Origin of the sequence: Acinetobacter pittii ANC 4050 (assembly GCF_000399685.1) — a bacterium.
GTDB classification, from domain to species: domain Bacteria; phylum Pseudomonadota; class Gammaproteobacteria; order Pseudomonadales; family Moraxellaceae; genus Acinetobacter; species Acinetobacter pittii_E.
In genome coordinates this window covers 1,264,043-1,284,793 of sequence record NZ_KB976987.1, presented here as the reverse complement: position 1 = coordinate 1,284,793, position 20,751 = coordinate 1,264,043, and the positions used below count along the sequence as shown (strand labels likewise).

General features: G+C 37.7%; 21 protein-coding genes. 14 read left to right on the top strand and 7 right to left on the bottom strand.

Features of this window, described 5'->3' with window-relative positions; all coding sequences use genetic code 11:
* Positions 1–309: 309 nt before the first annotated feature.
* From arsR to F931_RS09790, 5 genes are all read right to left on the bottom strand, one after another.
* Positions 310–621, bottom strand: coding sequence for an ArsR/SmtB family transcription factor (gene arsR, locus F931_RS09810; protein WP_002121379.1), 312 nt, complete (start codon positions 619–621; stop codon positions 310–312).
* Between the two features lie 468 nt (positions 622–1,089).
* Complete coding sequence (locus F931_RS09805; protein ID WP_016141217.1) at positions 1,090–1,653, bottom strand: TetR/AcrR family transcriptional regulator; 564 nt, start codon at positions 1,651–1,653, stop codon at positions 1,090–1,092.
* Between the two features lie 342 nt (positions 1,654–1,995).
* Positions 1,996–3,159: a ribosomal protein uL16 3-hydroxylase gene (locus tag F931_RS09800; protein WP_016141216.1), complete on the bottom strand. Its 1,164-nt coding sequence runs from the start codon at positions 3,157–3,159 to the stop codon at positions 1,996–1,998.
* Between the two features lie 30 nt (positions 3,160–3,189).
* Entirely contained in the window at positions 3,190–3,783 is a 594-nt protein-coding gene (gene maf / locus F931_RS09795; protein WP_016141215.1) for a Maf family protein, read from the bottom strand.
* Entirely contained in the window at positions 3,783–4,166 is a 384-nt protein-coding gene (locus F931_RS09790) for a DUF2237 family protein (RefSeq protein ID WP_016141214.1), read from the bottom strand. The genes maf and F931_RS09790 overlap by 1 nt, the downstream gene beginning before the upstream one ends.
* Positions 4,167–4,304: 138 nt before the next feature.
* On the opposite strand from F931_RS09790, the gene pgk reads away from it, so the two are divergent.
* The 3 genes from pgk to fba all read left to right on the top strand — a co-directional run bounded on the left by pgk (position 4,305) and on the right by fba (position 7,020).
* The gene (pgk, locus tag F931_RS09785) at positions 4,305–5,492 is read left to right on the top strand and encodes a phosphoglycerate kinase (RefSeq protein WP_016141213.1); all 1,188 of its coding nucleotides are present in this window, start codon (positions 4,305–4,307) and stop codon (positions 5,490–5,492) included.
* A gap of 123 nt (positions 5,493–5,615) precedes the next feature.
* Positions 5,616–5,861 carry a hypothetical protein gene (locus tag F931_RS09780; protein WP_016141212.1) on the top strand — a complete coding sequence of 82 codons (246 nt, stop codon included), beginning with the start codon at positions 5,616–5,618 and terminating at the stop codon, positions 5,859–5,861.
* 121 nt (positions 5,862–5,982) lie between these two features.
* A complete protein-coding gene (fba, locus tag F931_RS09775) occupies positions 5,983–7,020 on the top strand; it encodes a class II fructose-bisphosphate aldolase (protein WP_004702014.1) in 1,038 nt (345 codons plus the stop codon).
* Between the two features lie 119 nt (positions 7,021–7,139).
* Here the strand turns inward: fba and surA are convergent, their stop codons facing one another.
* Together surA and ostA are read right to left on the bottom strand one after the other, a co-directional pair.
* Positions 7,140–8,450: a peptidylprolyl isomerase gene (gene surA, locus F931_RS09770; RefSeq protein ID WP_016141211.1), complete on the bottom strand. Its 1,311-nt coding sequence runs from the start codon at positions 8,448–8,450 to the stop codon at positions 7,140–7,142.
* Positions 8,450–10,888 carry an LPS-assembly protein LptD gene (gene ostA, locus F931_RS09765; protein WP_016141210.1) on the bottom strand — a complete coding sequence of 813 codons (2,439 nt, stop codon included), beginning with the start codon at positions 10,886–10,888 and terminating at the stop codon, positions 8,450–8,452. Before ostA ends, surA begins: the two co-directional genes overlap by 1 nt.
* A 120-nt stretch (positions 10,889–11,008) precedes the next feature.
* Here ostA and F931_RS09760 point away from each other — a divergent pair, with 120 nt between their 5' ends.
* From F931_RS09760 to holB, 11 genes are all read left to right on the top strand, one after another.
* Positions 11,009–12,022 (top strand): aminoglycoside phosphotransferase family protein, encoded by a 1,014-nt coding sequence (locus F931_RS09760; protein ID WP_016141209.1) that lies wholly within the window; start codon positions 11,009–11,011, stop codon positions 12,020–12,022.
* The gene (murU, locus tag F931_RS09755) at positions 12,022–12,711 is read left to right on the top strand and encodes an N-acetylmuramate alpha-1-phosphate uridylyltransferase MurU (protein WP_016141208.1); all 690 of its coding nucleotides are present in this window, start codon (positions 12,022–12,024) and stop codon (positions 12,709–12,711) included. The genes F931_RS09760 and murU overlap by 1 nt, the downstream gene beginning before the upstream one ends.
* A gap of 85 nt (positions 12,712–12,796) precedes the next feature.
* Entirely contained in the window at positions 12,797–13,429 is a 633-nt protein-coding gene (rsmG, locus tag F931_RS09750) for a 16S rRNA (guanine(527)-N(7))-methyltransferase RsmG (RefSeq protein WP_016141207.1), read from the top strand.
* A 21-nt stretch (positions 13,430–13,450) separates the two neighbouring features.
* Complete coding sequence (gene soj / locus F931_RS09745) at positions 13,451–14,233, top strand: ParA family protein (RefSeq protein WP_002121458.1); 783 nt, start codon at positions 13,451–13,453, stop codon at positions 14,231–14,233.
* Entirely contained in the window at positions 14,230–15,117 is an 888-nt protein-coding gene (spoOJ, locus tag F931_RS09740) for a ParB/RepB/Spo0J family partition protein (protein ID WP_016141206.1), read from the top strand. Before soj ends, spoOJ begins: the two co-directional genes overlap by 4 nt.
* A gap of 50 nt (positions 15,118–15,167) precedes the next feature.
* Positions 15,168–15,803 carry a MotA/TolQ/ExbB proton channel family protein gene (locus tag F931_RS09735; protein ID WP_016141205.1) on the top strand — a complete coding sequence of 212 codons (636 nt, stop codon included), beginning with the start codon at positions 15,168–15,170 and terminating at the stop codon, positions 15,801–15,803.
* Positions 15,804–15,818: 15 nt separating this feature from the next.
* Entirely contained in the window at positions 15,819–16,247 is a 429-nt protein-coding gene (locus F931_RS09730) for an ExbD/TolR family protein (protein ID WP_016141204.1), read from the top strand.
* Positions 16,244–17,971, top strand: coding sequence for a lipid A export permease/ATP-binding protein MsbA (gene msbA, locus F931_RS09725; RefSeq protein WP_016141203.1), 1,728 nt, complete (start codon positions 16,244–16,246; stop codon positions 17,969–17,971). Before F931_RS09730 ends, msbA begins: the two co-directional genes overlap by 4 nt.
* 2 nt (positions 17,972–17,973) lie before the next feature.
* A complete protein-coding gene (gene lpxK, locus F931_RS09720; protein WP_016141202.1) occupies positions 17,974–18,984 on the top strand; it encodes a tetraacyldisaccharide 4'-kinase in 1,011 nt (336 codons plus the stop codon).
* A 9-nt stretch (positions 18,985–18,993) separates the two neighbouring features.
* On the top strand, positions 18,994–19,755 hold the full coding sequence (gene kdsB / locus F931_RS09715) for a 3-deoxy-manno-octulosonate cytidylyltransferase (protein WP_016141201.1): 762 nt from the start codon (positions 18,994–18,996) through the stop codon (positions 19,753–19,755).
* Between the two features lie 13 nt (positions 19,756–19,768).
* Positions 19,769–20,749 (top strand): DNA polymerase III, delta' subunit, encoded by a 981-nt coding sequence (gene holB / locus F931_RS09710; protein ID WP_016141200.1) that lies wholly within the window; start codon positions 19,769–19,771, stop codon positions 20,747–20,749.
* Positions 20,750–20,751 lie beyond the last annotated feature (2 nt).

Genomic DNA, 20,751 nt, shown 5'->3' with positions numbered 1-20,751 from the left:
AGTTTTTATAGTTGCTGGTAATATTAAACTGTTGTTTTTATTATTCTTAATTTTAAATCTTATTTTTTTTACTTGGTGGTTTTGTTTGTTAATTGTTCATTAAAAAACTTGTGATATCAAAAAGCTGTGAAACTACTAAACTGCTTAAAGGAGAATAGACTGACAAAAGATTTATCGTAGTTACGATTTGGGAAAAGCTACGCGAATTTTCAAAACTTTGTGCTTCGACTAAACTCTAAGCTTTCAAGCTGAAAAATCGCATATTTCAGGAAATTACTACTATTATTATAAAATTATAATTTAAAAATATTATTTACTTGCACAGTACAGCTGGTGAAGCGTATTTAAAATTGAATGCATATTGTCATCCTTAATAGAATAAAAAATTTGCTTACCATCACGACGGGTTGATACCACATCACTTTTACGTAGCATCATAAGTTGTTGTGAAAGAGTAGGCTGGGTAATTTGGGTCTTCTCTTCAATTTGAGAGACATTTAACTCCTCATAAGCTAAGTGACATAAAATTAATAAACGATCTGTATTAGCCAAAGATTTGAGAATTCCAACGACTGAATCAGCCGCATTTTTCATTTCTTCAATTTGGAGTCCATCTTTCATACTTTATACCTATATCAATATAGCGGGCATAGTATAGATTGATCTTACGAAAATGAATGTAGCAAAACTAATCAATCCAATTGTTTTTGTTGAAAAGCAATATAAGTGGAATTGATAAATAAGCAGTCTTTCTAATTAAAAACAACTATTTGTATTTATTTTGTGTCTAAAGTGTTGCGTTGTGTTATAAGTGTAATTGTTAAGTATAATTGAATTGAAGTCAACCAAAAATAATTCCAATTCAGTTCCAATAAATAGTTAAATCTAATTTATCTTTAAGCAGATCATAAAAAATGATTGAGTTTTTATTTTTTAAATATATAATCTGTTTTGTACAGACAGGTCTGTATATTTTGGTTTAGTAAGGTCGAAAAAAACGTCTAAATTTGAACCAAAATGACTTTCAGACGCAGCGTGATACATAAGAAGAATCATTAAATATAAGAAGAAGAATATCACGCTTTATTTTTATGCAGCTCTTTCAAAGTCGATTAACTTTTCTACTCGAGTCCAGTAATCATTAATCTTTATTGAACCGTGTTCAACTTGGGCTTGTATGGTCATACCTTCCAAGATATTAACTAATAACAAGGATAGGGGAACTGGTTCTTTTACCTCATACTGGTTAAGCAAGTTTTGCATGAGTTGAGTTAACCAAGCTTTATATAAAGTTGCTGGTTGATGCGTTGAAGGATATTGTTTTAAAACTTCTTCCAAAGCCTTTTGAAACATACAGCCATTAAAATCTTCGCTATTAAACCAGTCGGAATACCATAAAAAAACTGCTTTAATTCTTGCAAGAGGGTCTAACTCATCATGTTTTGATAAGGCTGCGGTAAGAGAGTTTTGTAAAAGCGTATTACGTAGAAGTAGACACTCTTCAATTAATTTTTCTTTTGATGGGAAATGCTTATAAAAAGTCATTTTTGCAACGCCAGATTCATTAATGATGCGATCTACACCTATAGAATTATAGCTATACGAGTTAAAAAGTCTTAATGCGGTGTTAATAATGTCATCTTTTTTCGACATATTTTAGCCTCTCATAAATGAATTGCTATTAGCTTGAACGGTGATCTTTATCAATGAGAATCTAGATGGCTTAATTTTACAAGGTATTGTTTGTTATTGATAGAAAAAAGATATTATTTTTTAAACGCTGAAGTTTTACTTTTTAAGGAAAGAGTAAATAATTTCTAGGATATATTTTTAAATAATTTAGCTTTCAAATTTTCTCAATTACATTTCAAACTTCTTGAAGTTAATCATTTTTTAACATAAGTTTGTTTAAAACTTTAAAGCAATATTGATTATTAATCTATTTAAAAAGATGGACTTTTCATTTCCATAAAAAGTCCATTTTCGTAAATCTTATTATTCTGAAGGTGGTAATAACATCAGAATAGATTCATTGAGTAAGTAAGCAACATTCTCTAGAACTTCAAGATCATTAAACTCGCTATTGAAAGCTAGACTTTCTCCATTAGCAATAGCTTTTAATTTTGGTGCAAAATTTTCAGCTATACATAATGCTTCGCCATTTCCCCAAAAGTTTAATGCCTCATCTTTTTCCGTATAGAGTAAGCGGGAGGCTGGCTCTAATAGAACTTCATAACGCTCGTGTAAAATCTCTTTAAGATCATCAGCTTCGATTTCATCAGGTTCAGGAATGTTATCTGGATATTTAGGTTCACTCATGTAAGACATGATTGCTGCATCAAGAGCTGAGGAATCTTGTAACTGTGCTAAAACTAAGTCTTTGAGGTAGCTCAGTTCAGTTGCATTCATTTCGCCAATTTGGCTCATTTGTTTGCGTGCGATATCTATAACAGGGTTTTGCAATAAAGTATTAGCTGAAAACTGATCACTAATACGCTCCATCATTCCTGCAATGTTTGGCATGCGAAAGCCAAAAGAGAAAGTTAAACAATCATCTTCAGCAACGCCATAATGTGCCATTCCGGGTGGAACATAGAGTAAATCGCCTGGTGCTAAAACCTCATCAAATTGCACATCTATTTCTGGTAAAAGTTTTAAAGGTTGATTTGGCACAAATGCAGTATTTACATCACACATTTGCCCTAACTGCCAGCGACGGTGTCCGTGACCTTGAACTAGAAACACATCATAAAAATCAAAATGTTTTCCAACTGAACCACCTTTTGGAGCATATGACACCATAATATCGTCACGGCGCCATTGAGGAATAAAAGGAAATTTTTTCCAAAGTTCAGAAAGATCGAAAGAGTAGTGATCTACTGCCTGTACTAACAGAGTCCATAATTTTGGTAGCTTTTGAAAGTCACCTTTGGTTAAAGGTGAAGACTTTACGTGCCATTCATTTGGATTTCTATCTTTTTGGCGAATGAGTCGGGCACTTGCATGTTCTTCTAAAGCAAGTTCTTGCACATCTTGGGGTTCTAAAAGACCTACAATCTCTGGCAATCCGTTACGTACCAACAAAGGTTTTTTTTGCCAATATTCTGCTAAGAATTGTTCGGCAGTAATACCGCCTAAAACTGTTAAAGGTTCTGTCATGGAAATAACCTATTTATAAAACATCTAAAATTAAGGAATTTGTAGATCAAGCTGCCTTAAAATATGGCAAAGTTGAATCATAGGAAGCCCCATAAGTGTTGTCTGGTCTTGGCCTATCATTTTTTCAAACAAGCTAATTCCTAAACTTTCACACTTAAAGCTACCTGCGCAATGTAGTGGCTGATCTAATTGAACATATCGTTCAATTTCAGCTTGATTCAGGTTTCGAAATTTAACTTGATAATGTTCAACCAGTGTTTGTTCAAAGTTTCTATCAAGCCATTGCACGCTAAGAGCTGTACTAAAGAAAACAGTTCGGCCAGAATTATCTGCTAGTTGTGCTTTAGCATTTTCGGTAGTCAATGGTTTGCCAATAAAGTCATGCGGAGCATGTTCTCGCCAAGCAACTTGATCTGAACCAATAACAATCGCATTAGGATTTTGTGCAGCAATCACTTGGGCTTTTGTGAAAGCGAGCCTTTTCGCAAGTTCATCGGCATGGGTTTCACCACGAGGACTTTCATCAATATCCGGACTTACACAGATATAATTAATTCCAAGACGATTCATTAAGTCTTTGCGAGTTTGACTACTGGATGCCAAAATAATTTGTGGTTGTACCATTACACTGCAAATTCCATTAAAACATCTAAGGGTACATAGCTTAATACAGCTTGATGACATGCATGTATTTTAATAGGAGGGGCTTCACCAGCTTGATAAGCCTCTACCCAGCGCGTTACACAGATACACCAGAAATCACCTGGTTTTAGACCTGGGAAGCCTACTTCTGGTAAAGGCGTGATGAGATCATTGCCAATTTTTTGAGAAAAATTTAAGAAATCAGAGGTCATTTGTGCACAGACTGTGTGTTGACCAAGGTCTGTTACTGCAGTGTGACAAAAACCATTTCTAAAATAGCCTGTAATAGGGTCAAAGCAACAACTTGCTAAAGGTTCCCCTAAAATATTTAAGCGATTGATTTGCGGATCTGGATGAATAGACATAATGGGTGAAATATCAAATAACTACCTCTATCATAATCAAAACTGGGGCTTTCTACAGCTTTTATGCAAAAAAACTAACCTTTTTTGATGTAATCATTTAAAATTGGCGCGTTTTTAAAATCATAAAGAGAGCTTTACATGAATTTTCAGCGTATGACTGACCTAAACTTAACAGGCAAACGTGTCCTTATTCGTGAAGATTTAAACGTTCCTGTCAAAAATGGTGTGATTACTAGCGATGCCCGCTTACGTGCAGCATTACCAACGATTAAAGCTGCTTTAGATAAAGGCGCAGCAGTGATGGTATTTTCACATTTAGGTCGTCCTGTTGAAGGTGAACCAAAGCCAGAACAATCACTTGCACCAGTCGCTGCTTATTTAACAGAAGTTTTGGGTCAAGAAGTTAAATTATTAACAGATTATCTTGATGGTGTTGAAGTTGAAGCTGGTCAAGTCGTATTGCTTGAGAATGTACGCTTTAACCATGGCGAAAAGAAAAATAATCCAGAACTTGCTCAAAAGTATGCTGCATTATGTGACGTATTTGTTATGGATGCATTTGGTACTGCTCATCGTGCAGAAGCATCTACGGAAGGTGTAGCTCGTTTCGCTCCGGTAGCAGCAGCTGGTCCTTTGTTGGCTGCTGAATTAGATGCGTTAGGACGTGCAATGCAAACTCCTGAAAAACCAATGGTTGCAATTGTTGCTGGTTCTAAAGTTTCGACTAAGCTTGATGTTTTAAACTCACTTTCTAGTATCTGTGATCAACTGATCGTTGGTGGTGGTATTGCAAATACATTCTTGGCAGCTGCTGGTTTTAACGTTGGTAAATCATTATATGAAGCTGACTTGGTTGAAACTGCAAAACAAATTGCTGCTAAAGTAAGCGTTCCGCTTCCTACAGATGTTGTGGTTGCTGATGCATCACAAATTAATTTTGAAGATTTCTTAGGTTCTTTAGCAGCAGCTCAAGCTGTTGTGAAGAAAGTAGAAGATGTGACTGCAAATGACATGATTTTAGACGTGGGCCCTGAAACTGCTAAAGCATTTGCCAATATTTTAACAACATCAAAAACGATTCTTTGGAACGGCCCAGTGGGTGTATTTGAAGTAGATCAATTTGGTGAGGGTACGAAAGCACTTTCCCTTGCGGTTGCACAATCTGAAGGATTCTCTATTGCTGGTGGTGGTGATACATTGGCAGCGATTGATAAATATAATGTAGCTGATCAAATTGGTTATATTTCTACAGGTGGTGGTGCGTTCCTTGAGTTTGTTGAAGGAAAAACATTGCCAGCAGTGGCTGTTCTACTTGAACGTGCTTAATACTGTTATATAAAAATAAGAAGGGATTGGGTGACCAATCCCTTTTTCATTGATAAGTCATTAAATTGTCATATATCTGCAATAAAATAATGAGTGTTAAATCACCAACTGTGGACAATAGTGATGAATTTAAAGCTTACATTTGCTGCTGTGTTAATTGTACCGATGATGTTGACTGCTTGTGCTAAGAAAGATGAAGCATCTCAAGCTGGACAAGAATCGGCAGCTTCTACTGCTGTTTCTGAAAAAGTAACGCCTGAGCAACAAGCAGCAATTGATGCGATTGATAAGCCAGTGCTAGATGAAAAGAATACAGATGTAGCTGAAGGGAGCGCGCCAAGTGAGGCTGCTGCTTCAGAAACACATTAATTTGTTGTTTTTTGTTAAAAAATCCCTGCAAATGCGGGGATTTTTTTTGAAATACTGTGATTTGTTGCTGAATTGAAATAAATGACAGGGTAGAATAAGCCGCACTACCTGGGAGGATATTATGGCACTCATTTCAATGCGCCAGCTCTTGGATCACGCTGCTGAACATAACTACGGCGTACCAGCATTTAACGTAAATAACTTAGAACAAATGCGTGCAATTATGCTTGCCGCAGATGCAACCAATTCACCAGTAATTGTTCAAGCATCAGCTGGAGCTCGCAAATATGCAGGCGCTCCATTCTTACGCCATCTTATTTTGGCTGCAATTGAAGAATGGCCGCATATTCCAGTGGTAATGCATCAAGACCATGGAACAAGCCCAGAAATTTGTCAGCGTTCAATTCAGCTTGGCTTTAGTTCAGTGATGATGGACGGTTCATTAGGTACAGATGGTAAAACACCTACATCGTACGAATATAACGTTGATGTAACTCGTAATGTTGTTGCTTTAGCACACGCTTGCGGTGTTTCTGTCGAAGGTGAAATTGGCTGTTTAGGTAGCCTTGAAACTGGTATGGCTGGCGAAGAAGATGGTGTTGGTGCTGAAGGTGTACTTGATCACTCACAACTTCTTACTTCTGTTGAAGAAGCGACTCAGTTTGTTGCCGATACTAATGTAGATGCATTGGCGATTGCTGTGGGTACTTCACATGGTGCTTACAAATTCACTCGTCCACCTACAGGTGATATCTTGGCGATTGACCGTATTAAAGAAATTCATGCGGCATTACCAAATACTCATCTTGTTATGCATGGTTCAAGTTCTGTGCCACAAGAATGGTTGAAAGTAATCAATGAGTTCGGTGGTGATATTAAAGAGACTTATGGCGTACCTGTTGAACAGCTTGTAGAAGCAATTAAACATGGTGTTCGTAAGATTAATATTGATACAGACTTACGTTTAGCATCTACTGGTGCAATTCGTCAGTTTATGGCTGAAAACCCAGCTGAATTCGATCCACGTAAATACTTTGCTAAAACTGTAGATTCAATGAAGCAAATTTGTATTGATCGTTATGAAGCATTTGGTACAGCTGGAAATGCTGACAAGATTCGTCCAATTTCTTTAGAGAAAATGGTTGATCGTTATAAATAATTCCCATTAGGGTCTAATTTATAGAAACCGGTTATTTATATAACCGGTTTTTTTATTAGGTAAATTTCATTCATAAAAAAACCTGTGATAAACACAGGTTTTGATGACAATAGAAGAACTTACTTTTGTAAATTCTTTTTATCTAGACTTGGATCTTTGATTTCTACATACGCATTTGCACGTACTTCACGTAACCAGCTATCAATTTCGGTGTTAAATTGACGTTCACCTAAAATCTGACGTGCCATACGCACTTGATATTCATGAGTCATATCTTTTTCGCGTTTGTCTGTCACTTGTAAGATATGCCAACCAAATTGAGTTTGGAATGGTTCACTAATCTGACCTACAGGAATTTCCTGCATTTTTTTATCAAATTCAGGCACCATCATTCCAGGTGTTACCCAGCCTAAACTTCCGCCATCACGTGCGGAGCCTGTATCGTTTGAGTAGGTTGCAGCTAATGTTGCAAAATCCTCACCAGCTTTTAAGCGTTTATAGATGTTATCAATAATTTGCTTGGCATTCTCAGGACTCACTACTTCAGATGGTTGAATAAGAATGTGGCGAGTTTGAAATTGAGGTACTAAAGCTTTTTGCTCATTTTGTTTACGTTCAAGAAGCTTTAAAACATGCACACCATCACGTACCGATACTAAGTCAGTTGTTTGACCATCTTGTAATGGAGTAATGCGGGCAGCAAGTTCAGCAGGAATATCAGACAGTGGACGGAAACCCATGTCAGCCCCTTCAACTTTTACATTTGCAGTTGAAAGTTTCTTTAATGCATTTATGTCATTACTTTGTGCAAGCTTTGAACGCACTTCTTGAGCTACAGTTTGAACTTCCTGTGCATTATCACCAGAAATACGCATATGAATCACATGTGCTTGGTTGCCTAACGCAGCTTGTCCCTGAGGGGATTTTAAGAAGTTCTCTACATCTTGATCGCTGATTTTAATACGAGACATGACTTGTTGTTGACGTAAACGGCTAATTGCTAGATCTTCAGCGATTCGACTACGTAAACTTTCATAAGTCCCTGGAGCCATAGCGTCTAGTTTTTGCTGGAAAGCTTCTAAACTTTTAGACCCAGATTGACTAGCTACTTTGAGTACAGCTTCATTTAAGCTCTTTTCATCAGGTTTGATGCCATATTTTTTAACTTGCTCAAGCTGTGCTTGACGCAAGATTAATTGATCCAATACCTGAAACTGTAAATATTGCTGAGGTGGAACTTCTTTTTTTTGTGCTTGCAGTTCATGAGCTGCTTCAGCCATACCTTGTTGAAGATCGCTTTTTAAAATTACGCTATTGTCCACAATTGCCACAACTTCATCAGCGGGTTGGGCAAAACTATGCATTGATGAAGAGATTAGGGCAGCAAGTGTAGTTGCTTTAAAAAACTGTTTAAGATGCTTTGTCTTCATTAACGTTGTGTCCAAGATTGATTAATTTTGTTAAAACCTAAAACGCGATTTTCAAGTAAAGACGCGAGTTTATTGTTTAAACCACCTAAACCTTTTAGTGTAACTTCAGCCATGATCGCGCGCTTTTCACTAACATCTGGAGATTTTGGATCGTCTAGATCGTTATAATACGAGCGGCCGTAGACAGAAATACCCCAGCAACATGACTCATAGTTAACTCCTAGTAAGAGTTCGCGAGCAACATCATTGTCCATGTCATATTGTACGTGGCCCATAATACGCCAATTGTCTTTAATTGGTTGTATAAAGGATGCAACAACTTGGTCGTAAGTATCTTGACGGCCAGGAATATCTTTACGATAGAAATAGCCTAAGTTGTATAGATTTCCTTTGTCACCAGTATAGTAAAGTTGGAAATCACGTTGAGCGTTGTCGCCATTCGACATCCATGCTGAGTTAGCCGCAATAGTGAAGTTTTGATTAAGTTGGCTAGATAGGCTAACAACAGGGCCAGTATTACGCTCGGTGTCAAATTCATCTTGCTGTTTTAAAGTGACACGGCGATCTTCGAAATAATAACTTTGACCAACACTTGCACGTAAACGCTCTAAACCTACTGTATCGAAGAGGCTGTAACTTACACCTAGTGATAAGAAGTTATTGTCTTCAAGGCGGTCATGTCCATAAAAACGGTATGGATTAAATAACTGATCATAACTAATTGACGCACTTGTCGAATCAAAGTTAGGGTAGCCATCCTGATTTTTGTATGGCGCATATGCGTAGAAAGCACGTGGTGTAAGTGTTTGTAAGTACTTACCATCACGCTCAAAATTCAGTCCAGTATCCAAAGTAAATTGTGGCACAATGACTGATTTATTTTCAGAACCGCCATCTAAACCTTGAGATGCGATACTGTCCTTATCATAAAACGTTTGAATAGAACGTACCGAAACTTCAGGAATCACAAAAGCTGCCGGTGTGCGGTAGTTATAACGTGTTGCAAACTGGTTATAAATACGTGTACCGCTACTTTCCTGAGCAGAGTCATCATTTATCGATTTTTTAAAGTAAGCGGTATCGTTGTTAAATTCGTATTGTAAGCCTAATGGATTACCAGTGACATAATTCAACAAGAATTGTGGTAAACGAGCATACGGCTTATCGACATCTAGAACTTCTGGGTCAAGCGTCTGGAAATCTTCGACTTTAAGCTGTGCTTTTAAACCCGGAATACCATGTTGATAGTTAAGTTCCCATGCTCTACGTAAGTTAAGATCTGTTTTAGAGTTAGGGCTACTATCTAAGTCAGAGAAATAATCTTTATCTGATGCATAGTTATATTCAAGGTTGGTAGACCACTGATCGTTAATTTCCCAGTTATGTAAAAAATGGAAATCTTTACGATCTTTATCGTCATAACCTTTGTCAGATGGCAAGATGCCACCCCACATTTCACCAGCGCCAAAGCCATCGGTTAAATAACGGAAGTCACCTTTTAACATTGCACCACGATCTGCTAAATAACGTGGAGTAAGTGTCAGATCATAGTTAGGGGCAAGGTTTAAATAGACCGGAACAGAAAGTTCAACACCACCATCGTTTGAGAAACCAAACTGTGGGTTGAGAATACCGGTAGTACGGCGGTCGTCAATTGGGAAGTTAAAGTAGGGAACAGCTAGAACCGGGACATCTTTAACATATAGTTTTGTCCCGCGAGTTACACCGCGTCCAGTTTCCTGATTTAACTCAATTTTATTTGCTTGGATTTTCCAGCCCGGTTTTTGGCCTGGAGGGCACGTTGTATAGGTTGCATCATTAAGAACCATAACATTTGGTGAGGTTCTTTCGATTTTTCCTGCATGACCATGGGCGTGTTGTTGCTCAGAAATATAAAAACTATTATCTAAATTCCCGGTTTGGGTTTTTAGGTTGTAATTAATTTCATCACTCTGTGAAAGTAACCCGCCTTGAGCTAACTGTACTCGACCTTGTGCATGTGCAAAGGTTTGGGTTTTATCAATCGTTACTTTATCAGCGCGAACTGTGCGTCCTTCCTGATCAATAACGACATCACCTTCTAAAACAGAATCACCCGCTGGATTGTAATGTCCGTAGTTAGCCGTAACGACAGAAGTCGCTTTATCGGCATCTAAAGCTTTTGTCTCAGGGTTAATCGGTGTAACCCATGTACCTTGGCAAAATGCCGAGCTTAAATATTTATTGTCACGAAGCTGAGCTTCAGGTGCAGATTTATCAACATAGTATTGCTGAAAAAACTCTTGGCCTGGGTAAGCTTCCTTGATGCTCGCTTTAAGTTGATTATTGTCTATATTGGAGACAACATCAGTTGACTCAGCATAACTTGATTGTATGGAGCCACATAAGAGCGTAAAAATAGCTGTCGCTAAAGGATTAAATTTAAACTGATGCTTCATTGTCTCATTAACCAAGTATGCTAATTCACAATTAATTATTGTCGCATCATAGAGAAAAAGTTTATAAGTGGCTACACTTAACCCTTCAAAAATCTCAGCTTGTTTTAGATTTTATTGCAAATGAATACACAACGTGAACAATTGATATATACATGGCTTACATCTGTTCTGGAAAATGATCAATTTAAGATCGCTTTTTTAGCAGGTGATGCTAGCTTCCGCCGTTATGCGCGTATCGAGTTACAAAATAAAACGTATATGCTCATGGACGCTCCTCCAGAAAAAGAAGACTGTGTTCCGTTTGTGACCATTGACGAATTTTTTGCAGGTCATGGTGTGCGTGTACCTCAGATCATCGCAAAAGATTTGACTCAAGGTTTTCTGTTATTGGAAGACTTTGGTGATGTGCTTTTATCGACATTATTAACTGATGAAACAGTTGATAAATATTATGAACAAAGTTTTAAACAGCTTATTCAGTTGCAGTCTATAGAAGGTGCTAGTCAGTTCCCAGCGTATTCCTACGAAAAATTAATGTCGGAAATGCAGCTACTCACAGATTGGATGTTGCCATCGCTTGCTATTGAGCCGACTGTTGAGCAGAAAAAAACGATTGATGATGCGTTTGATTTCTTGGCTCGTGCTGCGTTAGCCCAACCACAAGTCATCGTACATCGAGATTTTCATAGCCGTAATTTGATGAAAATTACCAATGAGCAAGAGTTGGGGGTCATCGACTTCCAGGATGCTGTTATTGGTGCTGATACATATGATTTAATTTCGATTACTCGTGATGCATATGTTCAATGGAATGCTGAACATGTTTATCAATGGTTTAAAGTGTTTTATGACCTACTACCAGAGTCGACTAAACAAAACCGCAGTTTTGATCAATTTAAACGTGATGCAGATTTAATGGCTATTCAACGCCATATTAAAATTTTAGGCATCTTCGTTCGTTTATTTGAACGTGATGGTAAGTCTGGTTATTTGAAGGATTTGCCACGTGTCATGTGGTATTTACTTGAAGAAAGTCGTGGTTACGCTGAACTTGAAGAGTTTATGGTGTTTATGAATAACATAGTGATGCCTAAATTTATCGAGAAATATGGTAGCTATGAGGTAGCAGCATAATGAAAGCAATGATTCTTGCTGCTGGCTTGGGCAATCGTATGCGCCCTTTGACTTTACATACGCCTAAGCCTTTACTTGAAGTAGGTGGTAAACCATTAATCGTATGGCATATTGAAAAGTTACAAAAAATTGGTGTAACTGAAATCGTTATTAATACTGCATGGTTAGGTGAAAAACTTGCTTCAACATTGGGTGATGGTTCTCAATTTGGGGTCAAAATTTTATGGTCTCATGAAGGTGAAGGCCTAGAGACGGCTGGCGGAATTATCAATGCATTACCTCTTTTAGGAAACGATCCATTTATTTTGGTGAATGGAGATGTTTGGACTACGATGGATTTTGCTCCTCTTTTAAATGTTCAATTAGGTGATAAATTAGGCCATTTAGTATTGGTTGATAATCCTCCTCAGCATTTGAAAGGTGATTTTGTTCTGTCTAATGGTTTAGCTTATACCTTTGAGCAAGAACAAAATGGAGCTGCTTTTACCTATAGCGGTATTGCAATTCTTTCTCCAGACATGTTCTTAGGGCTCGAAAATGGTAAGCGTCCACTTGCGCCTTTGTTAAAACAAGCTATGTTGGAACATCGGATTAGTGCTGAGAAAATGCATGCAAATTGGGTTGATGTGGGAACGCCTGAGCGTTTAAATCAACTAGATCAGCAAATTAAGCAGGGCTTATACGATTAACTGAATAATCGCTAAGCGGTAAATACTGTGCCGATTTATAGAAATCGGTATACTTTGGCAAATTTTTTTGAGATGACTTGCAGCTATGCATCCTTTTTTCCAAGAATTAAAGCAAGGTAGTCAGGCATTAGGCCTGAACTTAAGCGACGAAGCATTGACGCTCTTGTTGAAGTATCAGGATGCATTAGTGCTTTGGAACAAAGCATATAATCTGACAGCAATTCGCGATCCGAAAGAAATGTTAGTGAAGCATTTGTTGGATAGCTTAAGTATTTTGAAAGATTTGCCAGAAGGTCGATTACTCGATGTTGGTACTGGTGGTGGTATGCCAGGCATGATCATTGCATTATGTCAGCCAGAACGTAACTGTGTGCTACTTGACTCAAATGGTAAAAAAATCCGTTTTTTGAAACAATTTATTGCTGATCTTAAATTGAGCAATGTTGTGGCAGTACAAACACGTGTTGAGAATCAAGATACAATTGATGAGCTTGGAGATTTTGATGTCATCACAAGCCGTGCTTTTGCTTCTTTAACCGATTTTGTAGATGCAGCTCAGCCATACTTACATCAGGGCAGTATTATTGCAGCAATGAAAGGAGTTGTGCCGGTTGAGGAAATTGAGCAGCTTAAGCCAGACTTTTCATGTAAAGTGATTGAGCTGAATGTACCAAGACTTGATGAACAACGTCATTTACTTTTACTTCAACGTATTTAAATAAAAAGTATTAGGGTTACCATGGCTCAAATTATTGCGATTGCAAACCAAAAGGGTGGTGTTGGTAAAACAACGACTGCAGTAAATCTTGCAGCGTCTCTAGCTGTATTAAAGAAACGTGTATTACTTGTAGATATGGATTCACAAGGTAATGCTACGATGGGGTCCGGTATTCAAAAGAACGATCTTTTGTATTCAATTACGGATGTACTACTTGGTGAAGTGCCAATTGAAACAGCTATTCAAAAAGCTGAAGTTGGATATAAAGTTTTAGGTTCTAATCGTGAGCTTTCAGGTGTTGAACTTGCTATTGCAGAGCAAGAGGGCCGTGAGTTCATTTTAAAAAATGCTTTGAATGAAATTAGAAACTCATTTGATTTTATTATTGTGGATTGTGCTCCAAGCTTGAGTTTAATTACAGTTAATGCTTTAGCGGCTGTAGATAGTGTAATTATTCCAATGCAGTGCGAATATTATGCGCTAGAGGGTTTAGCTGATTTAACCCAGACTATTGATCGAATTCAAAAAGCATTAAATCCTGATTTAGAAATTATTGGTGTATTACGTACAATGTACGATGCACGAAATGCCTTAACACGTGATGTATCTGCAGAGCTAGAACAGTATTTCGGCAAAAAGCTTTATGATACTGTTGTTCCACGTAATGTCCGCTTAGCAGAAGCGCCAGCACATGGTTTACCTGTGATCTATTTTGAGAAAAGTTCTAAAGGTGCAGTTGCATACTTAAATCTTGCGGCTGAGATGTTAAAGAAAAGTAAAGTGAAGAAAGGAAGTAAAGTATGAGCATCAAAAAACGCGGATTGGCTAAAGGACGTGGTTTAGATGCATTACTTGGTTCAATTCAAAAAGAAAAATTACAACTTGAAGCACAGGCACTTGACCACGGACAGTTGAAGCAAATTGATGTAAATTTATTAAAACGTGGTGAATATCAGCCGCGTCGTTTTATTCATGAGCATGATTTACAAGAATTAGCATCTTCTATTGAAAAACATGGGGTGATGCAACCTATTGTCATTCGCCCAGTGGATGATGAAGTACATCCGTACGAAATCATTGCTGGTGAGCGTCGTTGGCGTGCTGCACAACTTGCAGGTTTATCTGAAATTCCTGCAATTGTTCGTGATTTAAATGATCAAGTTGCTATTGCTTTAGCACTCATTGAGAATATTCAACGTCAAGATTTAAACCCGATTGATCAAGCAATAGCTTTACAACGCTTCCATGATGAATTTGGCTTAAGCCACCAAGAAATTGCTGATACGGTAGGAAAAGCACGTACTACAGTAAGTAATTTACTACGTTTGTTAAGTTTGGCGGATGAAATTAAAGACTTCATGCAGCAAGGCCTACTTGATATGGGGCATGCTCGAGCTATCTTGACGTTAAAAGGTAAAGATCAATTAGACGTTGCTAAAATTGTAATTGAAAAAGGTTTATCTGTTCGTCAAACAGAGCAATTGGTGCGTGATAGAAGTGAACCTAAACAGGAGAAGGAAAAAGCACCTGTAGCACCAGATATTGAGCAATTAACGCAAAAATTATCAGAGCGTTTTGGCGCTAATGTAAAAATTGATCACAATCAAAAAGGTAAGGGTAAGCTTGTTATTCATTATCATACCTTAGATGAGTTGGATGGTATTTTAAATATTTGTTTGCCTGATTAATTTGCATTTGGGTCATATATTTCTAATTTTATATTCTTGGGGAAGAAGATATGTGGGAACTTGTGAGAGCGGGTGGCTGGTTAATGCTGCCTTTAATTCTATGCTCGATTTTAACTGTTGCGATCAGTATTGAGCGTTTTGTTCGGTTAAGACGTTCACAAGTTCTACCCAAAGCATTAATTGATGATAGTTCTTTAAGAACTGAAGATATTGTGGAAAATTTGGAACAAAATGTAGAAGTGCAAAACAGCGCATTGGCTCACATTTTAAAAGCAGGTTTTGATCATCGTGAACATGGTGAGCAATTTGCACGTGCCCAAATGGAAGTGGCAGCTTCTCAAGAAATTTCTTATTTAGAAAAAAATATTAATTTCTTAGGAACTTTGAGTGCAGTGGCACCTTTACTCGGGTTATTGGGTACGGTAGTTGGGATTATTGAATCATTCCTTGTGATTGATTTTGGATCGGCTGGTAGCCCAAGTTTAATGATTCCAGGTATCTCTAAGGCGCTTATTACCACAGCTGTGGGAATGTTAATTGCAATTCCAGCTTTAATCGCGTATCGCTATTTCCAGAGAGTGGTGCAAGATTATGTGGCTGAACTCGAACAGCAATCGACTTTATTTCATGCCTCATTATTCTATAAACGTTCATCGTCTATAGTAGAACACCGTCGTGTTGGGTAATGGGTGAATAACCAGATGAAATTTAAACGTTCTCAGGTCGAAGACATTCATATCAATTTAACGCCCATGATTGATTGTTTGCTGTTCATTTTGGTTTTTTTATTACTTTCGACTACTTTTAATCAGCCAAGTCGCATTAATTTAACGTTACCAGATGCACAAGGTGTTCCACCAAAACAGTACGATCAGAAAATTGAAGTCGTGGTAGACTCTGCTGGTCATTATGCTGTAAATGGTCAGGCACTTTCGTCTAAAGAGGTTGCTGATCTGAGTACTGCGATTAAGCAAGTTGCTCAAGAGCGCCGTGATTTTATGTTCATCATTGCTGCGGATGCTAAAGCGTCTCATCAGGATGTAATTCGCGTTATGGATGTAGCAGGACAACTCGGTTTTGTTAACATCAATATTAGTACCAAAGTTCCTTCTAGAGGTTTTTCTGAGTGAATCAAGATTTTAAGGTTTATTTGCGTCTCATTGCCTATTTAAAACCTTATTGGGGCGTGGCCTTATTAGTTCTTATCGGGTTCGGTATTAACTCAGCAACAGAAGTTTCCGTTGCTAAATTGATTAAATTTATTATTGATGCAATCCAACACAGTAGCAGAGCTGATTTGGATTGGTTCCCATTATTAATCATTTTATTAGTTTTTTTCCGTGGTTTAGGCCTTTTTATGGGCGGTTACTATACTGCGGTGATTTCACGTAGTCTGGTTTTTAGTATTCGACAAGAAGTTTATGCCAAGCTTTTAAGATTACCTGCACAATATTACTTAGATAATTCATCTGGTCATATTACTGCCAAGATTATGTATAACGTTGAGCAGCTAACAGCAGCTTCTTCGGAATCATTAAGAACCATTGTTAGGGATGGAATGATTACCCTTGGGCTATTAGGTTATCTGTTTTATACCAATTGGCGCCTTACGCTGTGTATTTTTGTATTTTTACCAGTCATTGGCATATTGGTACGTAAAGCCTCAAAACGAATGCGAAAGCTTTCTTTACAAGTCCAAGATACGATGGGCGATGTGAACCATGTTGTCCAAGAAAGTATTAATGGTAATGCGGTAGTAAAAAGTTTTGCAGGTGAGGAATCTGAACAAGCAAGATTCTATAAGTCATCGGAAGAAAACTTAAAACGTGGTCTGAAAATGGTAATTGTGCAAAACCTGAATAGTCCAGTGGTTCAGGTGGTGATGGCTTGTGCTATGGCCCTTATTGTATGGTTAGCTTTACGTCCACAAATTTTGGGTAGTACGAGTGCTGGTGAGTTTGTAGCTTACATTACAGCAGCTGGTTTGTTAGCAAAGCCAGTTAAAAACTTGACTGATGTTAATGAAAAGTTACAACGCGGTTTAGCGGCAGCTCACTCTGTTTTTGAATTATTAGATTTGCCTGAAGAGCAAAATAATGGTCATTTGAAACCTAAATTAAATGGTGCGATTCGTTTTGATCATGTGGCATTAAATTATGCTGATGGCGTACAAGCAATTAAAGATTTCTCTCTAGATATTCTTCCTGGTCAAACTGTAGCGTTAGTTGGTCGTTCAGGTGCTGGTAAAAGCTCATTGGTTAACATGTTGGTACGTTTTCAAGAGGTATCAAGTGGGCAAATTTATTTAGATGGTGTGCCAATTAATGACATTGATCTTTCTTGTCTGCGTACACAAATCGCAATGGTAAATCAGCAAGTTGTATTATTTAACCGTACTGTTCGTGAAAATATTGCTTATGGTCAGTTGCAGAGTGCCTCAGACGAGGAAATTCATGCTGCTGCAAAAGCTGCATATGCACATGACTTTATTATGAATTTACCAAATGGTTATGATACTGTCTTGGGTGCACAAGGCCTAAACTTATCAGGTGGACAACGCCAGCGAATTGCTATTGCTCGAGCTATTTTAAAGAATGCTCCAATTTTAATTTTAGATGAAGCTACAAGCGCTCTAGATAATGAATCTGAACATTTTATTCAGCAAGCATTTGATGAAGCGATGCAAGACCGTACAACTATTGTTATTGCTCACCGTTTATCAACAATTGAAAATGCTGATCGTATTGTAGTGATGGATCAAGGGCAAATTGTTGAACAAGGTACTCACCAAGAACTCCTCACAAAACATGGTGCTTATTATCAATTACATCAACGTAATTTCGAGGATAACTAAGCATGTCATTAGCCCAGCTAATCCAAAATGCATGGAATAAGCAATCAAGTTGGTTGGTTGCTTTACGTCCATTATCTTGCTTGTATCGTGCTGGGTTTCTATTTAATCGTAATCTTTATCATTCAGGTTTTAAGCCGGTTTATAAAGCACCTGTGCCTGTGATGGTTATAGGTAATATTACAGTGGGAGGAAGTGGGAAGACTCCATTATTAATACAACTGGTGAATTATCTACAGCAGCATAATGTAAAAGTGGGGGTAATTAGTCGGGGGTATGGGGGTAGTGGTCCTTTTCCCATGTTAGTTACCTCAGGTGCACAAGTCGCTCAGGTCGGAGATGAGCCTGCATTAATTGTTCAGGCTACAAGTGTACCAATGGCGGTGGGTCCTAATCGGCAGGCTGCTATAGAGCTATTGCTTAAGTCATCAGAAATAGATTTGATTATCAGTGACGATGGGCTACAGCATTGGGCATTAGGACGGCAAATAGAGTGGATTGTACTCGATCAAAATCGTGGTCTAGGTAATAAAAAATTATTACCCGAAGGCTATTTACGCGAACCTGTTGAGCGTTTAGAAATAGGAACGGTGATTGAGCATACTTATAAACCCGTTACAGAATTAAATATGCACCTCGAGGTAGGACAGCCATATTTACTCAATCCTTTGTCTAGTTCTAAACCCAATTTCAATCCTGAGAATAGTTATCACGCTCTAGTCGGTATTGGCTTTCCTCAACGCTTTTATCAAACACTTAAAGATTTGGGTCTGAAACAATTTCAAGAACACGCATTTCGTGACCATCATGATTACACAATTAGTGATTTGATTTTTAATGATGACCTGCCGCTTGTTACAACTGAAAAAGATGCGGTTAAATTATTAGCATTACTTGAAAAGCATCCTGAATTTAAACAGTCTATTTGGGTGGTTCCTGTTAAAGCCGTCCTGTCTCCACAGTGTTATCAGGTTTTAAAACAGCAATTGCAAGAACTTGATATTCAATTATCTTAGGTAGAAAAAATGAAACACATCGTCATTCCAGCACGCTTCTCAAGTTCGCGTTTGCCAGGTAAACCATTGTTGCTTATTCATAACCGTCCTATGATTTTACGTGTAGTGGATCAGGCAAAAAAAGTCGAAGGTTTTGATGATCTGTGTGTGGCAACAGATGACGAGCGTATTGCTGAGATTTGCCGTGCAGATGGAGTTGATGTGGTTCTTACGAGTCCGGATCATCCTTCAGGAACAGACCGTTTAAGTGAAGTTGCTCGTATTAAAGGCTGGGATGCAGACGATATTATTGTAAATGTTCAGGGTGATGAACCTTTGTTGCCAGCTCAACTTGTCCAACAAGTTGCGAAACTTTTGGTGGATAAACCAAATTGTTCAATGTCTACGTTGTGTGAGCCAATTCATACCTTAGATGAGTTTCAGCGGGACAGTATTGTAAAAGTAGTCATGTCTAAACAAAATGAAGCATTATATTTTAGCCGTGCAACTATTCCGTATGATCGAGATGGGGCTAAGCATGCTGAACCAACTTTACATACACAAGCATTTCGTCATTTAGGTTTGTATGCTTATCGAGTGAACTTATTACAAGAGTATGTAACATGGGATATGGGTAAACTTGAAAAGCTTGAGAGTCTTGAACAATTACGTGTTTTAGAAAATGGTCATCGAATTGCAATCGCTGTAGCCGAAGCAAATTTACCACCCGGTGTGGACACACAAGCTGATCTTGATCGCTTAAATAATATGCCTGTTGAATCTTTTGAATAAGCGTTAATTTTTAATGAATCCGAATGTAACTTCAAAGGTTTATCCTTGGCAGCAAACAACATGGGATACCTTGACTACAAGGTTTCCCAATATTGGACATGGTCTCTTATTTTACGGCAAGCAAGGGTGTGGGAAACATGCTTTTGCTAAGCATTTTTTAGCGTGGGTGCTTTGTTTAAATAAGCAGGCGCAAGGCCCTTGTGGGGAATGTAGCAGTTGCCAATGGCTAAAATCAGACACTCATCCCAATTATGTTCATATCACAACGGATGAAGAAAATAAAAAGCAGAATGCAAAAATTAAAATAGAAAAGATACGTGACTTACTACCTTTCGTACAACAAACGGGAGAAGGTTGGCGCGTTATTGTGATTGAACCTGCTGAGGCGCTTAATTTGGCATCCTCAAATGCTTTACTAAAGACTTTAGAAGAGCCGGGGGAGCGTGTTGTTTTAATTTTATTGGCTGATCACTACCTTAAATTACCTGCCACTATTCGTAGCCGTTTACAGCATTTTGCTTTGGATCGTATCTCCTACGAGCAAGCTACATCCTATTTGAATGAACATTTATCTGAGATTGCAGAAGTACAACCAGATTTATTACTTGGTTTATCCAATGATATGCCTTTACAAGCAATAGAAATTGCTAAAAGTGATTGGTTTGCGAAAAGGCTGATTTTCTTAAATGACTGGCTTAAGATTGTTGCTCAAAAAGATATGCCTCTATTTTTCTCTGGCAAGTGGCAAAAAGAATTAAGCTTTAGTGATTTTATAATGCTTTTTGAATACTTGTTGGGTGATTTAATTTGTGTCAAGCTAAATCAACCACAGAAAAATACTGATTTAGATTTTGATCAGTTAAGCTCATATTATGATTTAGAAAGCTTATTTAATATTTATAATGAATTACAACAAGCAAAAAAGCTTGTTGAGCAAAATGTACAAAGTCAACTAATTATAGATCAGTTGTTTATAACGTTAATGAATATTTAAGG

Coding starts and splice junctions, on each gene's coding strand:
- F931_RS09730 (WP_016141204.1), top strand. CDS start 15,819: ATGAAATTTAAACGTTCTCAGGTCGAAGACATTCATATCAATTTAACG.
- F931_RS09805 (WP_016141217.1), bottom strand. CDS start 1,653: ATGTCGAAAAAAGATGACATTATTAACACCGCATTAAGACTTTTTAAC.
- fba (WP_004702014.1), top strand. CDS start 5,983: ATGGCACTCATTTCAATGCGCCAGCTCTTGGATCACGCTGCTGAACAT.
- surA (WP_016141211.1), bottom strand. CDS start 8,450: ATGAAGACAAAGCATCTTAAACAGTTTTTTAAAGCAACTACACTTGCT.
- F931_RS09780 (WP_016141212.1), top strand. CDS start 5,616: ATGAATTTAAAGCTTACATTTGCTGCTGTGTTAATTGTACCGATGATG.
- F931_RS09735 (WP_016141205.1), top strand. CDS start 15,168: ATGTGGGAACTTGTGAGAGCGGGTGGCTGGTTAATGCTGCCTTTAATT.
- soj (WP_002121458.1), top strand. CDS start 13,451: ATGGCTCAAATTATTGCGATTGCAAACCAAAAGGGTGGTGTTGGTAAA.
- spoOJ (WP_016141206.1), top strand. CDS start 14,230: ATGAGCATCAAAAAACGCGGATTGGCTAAAGGACGTGGTTTAGATGCA.
- F931_RS09760 (WP_016141209.1), top strand. CDS start 11,009: ATGAATACACAACGTGAACAATTGATATATACATGGCTTACATCTGTT.
- kdsB (WP_016141201.1), top strand. CDS start 18,994: ATGAAACACATCGTCATTCCAGCACGCTTCTCAAGTTCGCGTTTGCCA.
- murU (WP_016141208.1), top strand. CDS start 12,022: ATGAAAGCAATGATTCTTGCTGCTGGCTTGGGCAATCGTATGCGCCCT.
- pgk (WP_016141213.1), top strand. CDS start 4,305: ATGAATTTTCAGCGTATGACTGACCTAAACTTAACAGGCAAACGTGTC.
- F931_RS09790 (WP_016141214.1), bottom strand. CDS start 4,166: ATGTCTATTCATCCAGATCCGCAAATCAATCGCTTAAATATTTTAGGG.
- rsmG (WP_016141207.1), top strand. CDS start 12,797: ATGCATCCTTTTTTCCAAGAATTAAAGCAAGGTAGTCAGGCATTAGGC.
- arsR (WP_002121379.1), bottom strand. CDS start 621: ATGAAAGATGGACTCCAAATTGAAGAAATGAAAAATGCGGCTGATTCA.
- ostA (WP_016141210.1), bottom strand. CDS start 10,888: ATGAAGCATCAGTTTAAATTTAATCCTTTAGCGACAGCTATTTTTACG.
- holB (WP_016141200.1), top strand. CDS start 19,769: ATGAATCCGAATGTAACTTCAAAGGTTTATCCTTGGCAGCAAACAACA.
- maf (WP_016141215.1), bottom strand. CDS start 3,783: ATGGTACAACCACAAATTATTTTGGCATCCAGTAGTCAAACTCGCAAA.
- lpxK (WP_016141202.1), top strand. CDS start 17,974: ATGTCATTAGCCCAGCTAATCCAAAATGCATGGAATAAGCAATCAAGT.
- F931_RS09800 (WP_016141216.1), bottom strand. CDS start 3,159: ATGACAGAACCTTTAACAGTTTTAGGCGGTATTACTGCCGAACAATTC.